At 60.9% G+C, this 6,481-nt stretch carries 5 protein-coding genes; 2 read left to right on the plus strand and 3 right to left on the minus strand.

The features are described from left to right. Nucleotides 1-3: 3 nt before the first annotated feature. The 3 genes from B2V21_RS11135 to B2V21_RS11145 form a co-directional block, all read right to left on the minus strand. Nucleotides 4-666 (minus strand): TetR/AcrR family transcriptional regulator, encoded by a 663-nt coding sequence (locus tag B2V21_RS11135; RefSeq protein ID WP_286916877.1) that lies wholly within the window; start codon nucleotides 664-666, stop codon nucleotides 4-6. Between the two features lie 91 nt (nucleotides 667-757). Then, a complete protein-coding gene (locus B2V21_RS11140) occupies nucleotides 758-2,143 on the minus strand; it encodes a nucleobase:cation symporter-2 family protein (protein ID WP_286916878.1) in 1,386 nt (461 codons plus the stop codon). Nucleotides 2,144-2,281: 138 nt separating this feature from the next. Continuing rightward, nucleotides 2,282-3,199, minus strand: coding sequence for a LysR family transcriptional regulator (locus tag B2V21_RS11145; RefSeq protein WP_286916879.1), 918 nt, complete (start codon nucleotides 3,197-3,199; stop codon nucleotides 2,282-2,284). 121 nt (nucleotides 3,200-3,320) lie between these two features. On the opposite strand from B2V21_RS11145, the gene B2V21_RS11150 reads away from it, so the two are divergent. Together B2V21_RS11150 and B2V21_RS11155 are read left to right on the plus strand one after the other, a co-directional pair. Then, on the plus strand, nucleotides 3,321-4,667 hold the full coding sequence (locus tag B2V21_RS11150; RefSeq protein WP_090356070.1) for an aspartate aminotransferase family protein: 1,347 nt from the start codon (nucleotides 3,321-3,323) through the stop codon (nucleotides 4,665-4,667). 24 nt (nucleotides 4,668-4,691) lie between these two features. Beyond that, nucleotides 4,692-6,185, plus strand: coding sequence for a CoA-acylating methylmalonate-semialdehyde dehydrogenase (locus tag B2V21_RS11155; RefSeq protein WP_282348471.1), 1,494 nt, complete (start codon nucleotides 4,692-4,694; stop codon nucleotides 6,183-6,185). Nucleotides 6,186-6,481: the final 296 nt, after the last annotated feature.

The raw sequence follows: 6,481 nt of genomic DNA on the forward strand, positions 1-6,481 counted from the left end.
TGATCACACTGCAGGGGTCAGTCCGCATCCCTTTAGGATGATGCGTATCAGGTTGTCACCGGCTTGCTCGAAATCCTCTCGCGTCAGCCGCGCCTGTCCGGTCACCCGGCAGATCTGCGTGGCAAAGTCGGCGTAATGCTGAGTACTGCCCCACAGCAGGAAGATCAGGTGCACAGGGTCGACCGGGTCCATTTTACCGGCATCGATCCACGCCTGGAACACGGCGGCGCGCCCCGTGAACCAGCTGCGATAGTCCTGGTTGAAGTATTCGGTCAAGCACTCGCCACCGCTGATGATCTCCATGGCGAAGATCCGCGACGCCAGTGGCTGACGTCGGGAAAACTCCATCTTGGCGCGAATGTAACGGGTCAAGGCCTGCGCCGGATCGTCCTCGGCACTCAAGGTGTTGAAGGTGCTGTCCCACAGCTCGATGATGTTGCTCAGCACCGCGATGTACAGCCCCAGTTTGTTGGTGAAGTAATAATGCAGATTGGCTTTGGGCAGCCCGACGTTGAGCGCGATGGTATTCATGCTCGTGCCCTTGAAACCGTGCCGGGCGAATTCGTCTTCGGCTGCCTTGAGAATCGCTTCCTCATTTTTCTGGCGGATGCGGCTGGCAGGCTTGCCACTGGCCGAGGCGCTGTGCGCGGGGACTTCAAGCATCATGGGGCGGTTCCGAGCAAATCGTATGGGTAAGGCAGATGCGTTGATAACGCACCTGCCCGGATCCGACAAGCGTCGTTGCGAAAATGTCGCCTCAAACCGGCTCGTTTTCCAGTTGCTGCGTCGACACTTCACCGCTGTGCTTGGGTTCCGGCAACAACAGACACATGACCAGCGCAGTGACACCGCCACTGGTGATCGCCGAGTCGAACAGGTTCTGCACCAGTTGCGGCATGCGGTGCAGCAGCTGGGGCTGCGCGGCCACACCCAGGCCCACGCCGAACGAGGTGGCGATGATCAGCATGTTGCGCCGATCCAGCGGCGACTGCGCCAGAATCCGTACCCCGGCGGCCGCCACGCTGCCGAACATCACCAGGGTGGCACCCCCCAGCACCGGCTTGGGAATCTGCTGCAGCACGGCACCGATCATCGGCAACAGCCCGAGCAGCATCAGCACGACGCCGATGTACAGCCCCACGTAGCGGCTGGCCACGCCCGTGAGTTGGATCACACCGTTGTTTTGCGCGAACGTCGTGTTGGGAAAGGCGCTGAATGTAGCGGCCAGCATGCAACTCACGCCGTCGCCCAGCACGCCACCCTTGAGCCGTTCTATATAGCTCGGCCCACTGATGGGTTGTCGCGACAGCATGCAATTGGCCGTCAAGTCGCCCACCGTCTCCAGGGTGCTGATCAAATAGATCAGCGCCACGGGTAGAAACGCCGTCCAATCGAAAGCGAAACCGAACTTGAAAGGCACCGGCACACTGATCAGCGGCAGGTCGGGCAGCGGTTGGATCACCAGCTTGCCACTGAACCAGGCGGCCAGGCTGCCCACCGCAAGGCCGATGATGATTGCCGACAGCCGCAACCAGGTCGCGGCGCTGCGGTTGAGCAGAATGATCACCACCAACACGAACGCGCCCAGGGCGAGGTTACCCGGCGCACCGAAGTCCGGTGCGTTGAAGCCTCCACCCAGGTCGGTGATACCGACCTTGATCAAGCTCACGCCAATCAGCGTAATGACGATGCCTGTCACCAGCGGAGTAATGACCCGTTGCAATTGACCGATGAAGCGACTCAGCACGATCTGCACCAACGCGCCGAAAAAGCACACCCCAAAAATCATCGCCAGAATGTCTTCCGGGCTGCCCCCGCGTTGCTTGACGATGAAGCCGGCCGACAGCACCGCCCCCAGAAAGGCGAAACTGGTGCCTTGCAGACAGATCATGCCTGCGCCGATACCGAACGGACGGCGAGCCTGGATGAACGTGCCGATGCCGGACACCAACAGCGCCATGCTGATCAAGTACGGCAAATGCGTGCCGAGGCCCAACGCCGAGCCAATGATCAACGGGGGCGTGATGATCCCGACGAACGCAGCGAGTACGTGCTGAAGCGCCGCCAGCATCGAAGTCATGGGGGCCGGACGGTCGTGCAGACCGTAGATCAATTCGCTGGGCAGTGCAGTATCGGTGGGCATGGCGTCGAACTCTTGGCACGGTGGGTGGACTGGATTCAGCCCTCGCTTTGCAAAACAGCCGTGCAAAAAGCTGTCCAACTGCTCAGGTTTTGATCGTGTCAGGTTCACAACGCCAAAGAGATCAACGAGATAAGGAAATCATCGTGTCTCGTACAAACTTTCCAGAAAGCTTTCGAGCACTAAATGCGGGCGTCGCCCCTTGCGAGTGACCCAGGATAGGCTCAAGTCATAGAACCGCTCGGCCGCCTTGAGTGCGCGCAGTCGTCCCTGCTGCACCCAGAACGTCGCGTAGTGGTCGGGTAGATAGCCGATGTAGCGCCCGGTCAGAATCAGGAACGCCATGCCCTCGCGATCCGACGCGCTGGCCGTGCAGTTCAGTGCCTGGTAACGCGCCTGAATCTCGGCCGGCAAGCGGAAGGTCGGCGCGATCGCCTCCTGGGCATCGAGCCGTGCATCGTCCAGTTGCGCATCGTCGGCGTAGAACAGCGGATGGCCCACCGCGCAGTACAGCAGCGAGCGCTCGCTGTACAACGGCTGGTATTCAAGCCCGGACAGCGGACTGGCCTGCGGCACCACACCCACGTGCAAGCTGCCGTCCAGCACCCCTTGTTCGACCTGGCTCGGGGCAATCATGCGGATCTGAATGCGCACGTCCGGTCCTCGATCCTTCAACTGCGCCAACGCATGGGTGATGCGCATGTGCGGCAGCGTCACCAGATTGTCGGTCAGGCCAATGTTGAGTTCACCACGCAAATGACGATGCAGGCCATTGACCTCGGTGCGAAAACTCTCCACCGCACCCAGCATCTGCAAGGCCGATTGATAGACTTCACGGCCTTCCTCGGTCAGCGAAAAACCGGCCCGCCCCCGCTGACACAGGCGCAGACCCAGGCGCTGCTCCAGATCGCTCATCTGCTGACTGATCGCTGAGCGACCGATGCCGAGCACGTTCTCCGCCGCAGAGAAACCGCCGCACTCCACTACGCTACGGAAGATGCGCAGCAGGCGAATATCGAAATCACTGACCTGTGCGAGGGGATCGGGACGGCGGCTCATAGTTTAGTGATTACCTGACTGAAGATCGCAAAAGTTGAATTTTCCAGACTTTATCGCCGTGACACCTTAGGGGCAACACGCTTGTCATCGCGTCTTCAATCGCTCAAAGAGGTTTGTGCCCATGAATATGCCCGAGAACGCCCCCGTCGGCGTGACCAGCCAGCTCAAGCTGGACGCTCACTGGATGCCGTACACCGCCAACCGCAGCTTCCAACGTGATCCACGCATCATCGTCGCGGCCCAGGGCAGTTGGTTGACCGATGACAAGGGCCGCCAGATCTACGACAGCCTTTCCGGTCTGTGGACCTGCGGTGCAGGCCATACGCGCAAGGAAATTCAGGAAGCGGTGTCGCGCCAACTCGGCGTGCTCGACTACTCGCCCGCGTTTCAGTACGGCCATCCGTTGTCGTTCCAGCTGGCGGAAAAGATCACCGACCTGACCCCCGGCACCCTCAACCACGTCTTCTATACCAACTCCGGCTCCGAGTGCTGCGACACGGCCGTGAAAATGGTTCGCGCCTACTGGCGCCTGAAAGGCCAGGCCACCAAGACCAAGATGATCGGCCGCGCCCGTGGCTACCACGGCGTCAACGTGGCCGGCACCAGCCTGGGCGGAGTCAACGGCAACCGCAAGATGTTCGGTCAATTGATGGATGTGGACCACATTCCCCACACCCTGCTGCCGGGCAATACCTTCTCCAAAGGGTCACCGGAGGAGGGCGGCATCGCCCTGGCCGACGAAATGCTCAAGGTCATCGAGCTGCACGACGCCTCCAACATCGCCGCCCTGATCGTCGAGCCCATGGCCGGTTCCGCAGGCGTCCTACCGCCGCCCAAGGGCTATCTCAAACGACTGCGTGAGATCTGCGACCAGCACAACATTCTGCTGATCTTCGACGAAGTCATCACCGGTTTCGGTCGCACCGGCGCCATGTTCGGCGCCGACACCTTCGGCGTAACGCCGGATCTGATGTGCATCGCCAAGCAGATCACCAACGGCGCCATCCCGATGGGCGCCGTCATCGCCAGCACCGAGATCTACCAGACCTTCATGAACCAGGCGACGCCCGAGTACGCCGTGGAATTCCCCCACGGTTATACCTACTCGGCCCACCCTGTAGCCTGCGCCGCCGGTCTTGCCGCACTGGACCTGCTGCAGCGCGAAAACCTGGTGCAGAGCGCCGCTGAACTGGCACCGCATTTCGAAAGCGTGCTGCACGGCGTCAAGGGGGCGAAGAACATCGTCGACATCCGCAACTATGGCCTCGCCGGTGCGATCCAGCTGGCGCCCCGGGATGGCGACGCCATCGTGCGCCCCTACGAAGCGTCCATGAAACTGTGGAAAGCCGGCTTCTATGTCCGCTTCGGCGGCGACACCCTGCAGTTCGGCCCTACCTTCAACGCCCAGCCACAAGACCTCGATCGCCTGTTCGACGCCGTGGGCGAAGCCCTCAACCAGATCGACTGACCCCTTTTATCAGGAGCCCTTTGCATGAGCACTATCCAACACTTGATCAATGGCGATCTGGTTTCCAGTGGCGACCGCACGGCCGACGTCTTCAACCCATCCACCGGCCAACCTATCCGCACCCTCCAATTGGCCAGCCGCGAAACCGTGCAACAGGCCATCGACTCCGCCAAGGCCGCCTTCCCGGCCTGGCGCAAGACCCCGGCGGCCAAGCGCGCCCAGGTGATGTTCCGCTTCAAGCAACTGCTCGAGCAGAACGAAGCCAAGATTGCTCAGATGATCAGTGAAGAGCATGGCAAGACCCTGGAGGACGCCGCAGGCGAACTCAAACGCGGCATCGAAAACGTCGAATTCGCCTGCGCAGCCCCCGAAGTGCTCAAGGGCGAGTACAGCCGCAACGTCGGTCCGAACATCGATGCCTGGTCCGACTTCCAGCCCTTGGGTATCGTCGCCGGTATCACACCGTTCAACTTTCCGGCCATGGTTCCCTTGTGGATGTACCCGCTGGCCATCGTCTGCGGCAACTGCTTCATCCTCAAGCCGTCCGAGCGCGACCCCAGCTCCACACTCTATATAGCCCAACTGTTGCTGGAAGCAGGCCTGCCAGCCGGCGTGCTCAACGTCGTCCACGGCGACAAGGTCGCGGTGGATGCCCTGATCGAAGCACCCGAGGTCAAGGCGTTGAGCTTCGTCGGCTCCACACCCATCGCCGAGTACATTTATAGCGAGGGCACTCGCCGGGGCAAGCGCGTCCAGGCCCTGGGTGGCGCGAAGAACCATGCGGTACTGATGCCCGACGCCGATCTGGACAACGCGGTCAGCGCCCTGATGGGTGCGGCCTATGGCTCCTGCGGTGAGCGCTGCATGGCCATCTCGGTCGCCGTCTGTGTCGGTGACCAGGTTGCCGACGCTCTTGTGGCCAAACTGACTCCGCAGGTCAAGGCCCTGAAGATCGGCGCCGGTACCTCCTGCGGCCTGGACATGGGCCCCCTCGTGACTGCCCAGGCACGTGACAAGGTGTCGGGCTACGTCGACGACGGCGAGCAGGCCGGTGCCAAACTCGTCGTGGATGGCCGCGGTCTGAGTGTGGCAGGCAACGAAGAAGGCTTCTTCCTCGGCGGTTGCCTGTTCGACCACGTCACCCCGCAGATGCGCATCTATAAAGAGGAAATCTTCGGGCCAGTACTGTGCATCGTCCGTGTCGACAGCCTCGAACAAGCCATGCAACTGATCAACGACCACGAATATGGCAACGGCACCTGCATCTTCACCCGCGACGGTGAAGCAGCGCGCCTGTTCTGCGACGAGATCGAAGTCGGCATGGTCGGCGTCAACGTACCCTTGCCCGTACCGGTTGCCTACCACAGCTTCGGCGGCTGGAAGCGTTCACTCTTCGGTGATCTGCACGCCTATGGGCCAGACGGCGTACGTTTCTACACACGCCGCAAAGCCATCACTCAACGCTGGCCGCAACGCGCCAGCCACGAAGCCTCGCAGTTTGCTTTCCCGAGTCTCTGAGTTGCGATTCTTGCAGTAACAAAGGGCGGGCCGACAGGCCCGCCCTTTGCTTTTGACCTTATATGACAGATTTTTGAAATTACCTGTTGACGCCCCTCCAGATCTGTCTATAATTCGCCCCACTTCCGGCGCAGCCGAAACGATAAACGCCTTGTTAATCAATGAGTTAGTCGTTCAGATGGTGAGGAAGTGCTTCGATCTTCAAGTTCGGAAGCGGTGAAAAAGGCAGTTGACAGCGGTTTGAAACGCTGTAGAATTCGCCTCCCGCTGACGCGTGATCGAAGCGAGTCAAGTGT

Source organism: Pseudomonas sp. UBA6276, from assembly GCF_002438365.1.
Classification (GTDB): Bacteria; Pseudomonadota; Gammaproteobacteria; order Pseudomonadales; family Pseudomonadaceae; genus Aquipseudomonas; species Aquipseudomonas coleopterorum.

Excerpts from the sequence above, each read along its gene's own strand:
- B2V21_RS11135 (WP_286916877.1), bottom strand. The coding sequence starts at position 666 with ATGATGCTTGAAGTCCCCGCGCACAGCGCCTCGGCCAGTGGCAAGCCT.
- B2V21_RS11140 (WP_286916878.1), bottom strand. The coding sequence starts at position 2,143 with ATGCCCACCGATACTGCACTGCCCAGCGAATTGATCTACGGTCTGCAC.
- B2V21_RS11145 (WP_286916879.1), bottom strand. The coding sequence starts at position 3,199 with ATGAGCCGCCGTCCCGATCCCCTCGCACAGGTCAGTGATTTCGATATT.
- B2V21_RS11150 (WP_090356070.1), top strand. The coding sequence starts at position 3,321 with ATGAATATGCCCGAGAACGCCCCCGTCGGCGTGACCAGCCAGCTCAAG.
- B2V21_RS11155 (WP_282348471.1), top strand. The coding sequence starts at position 4,692 with ATGAGCACTATCCAACACTTGATCAATGGCGATCTGGTTTCCAGTGGC.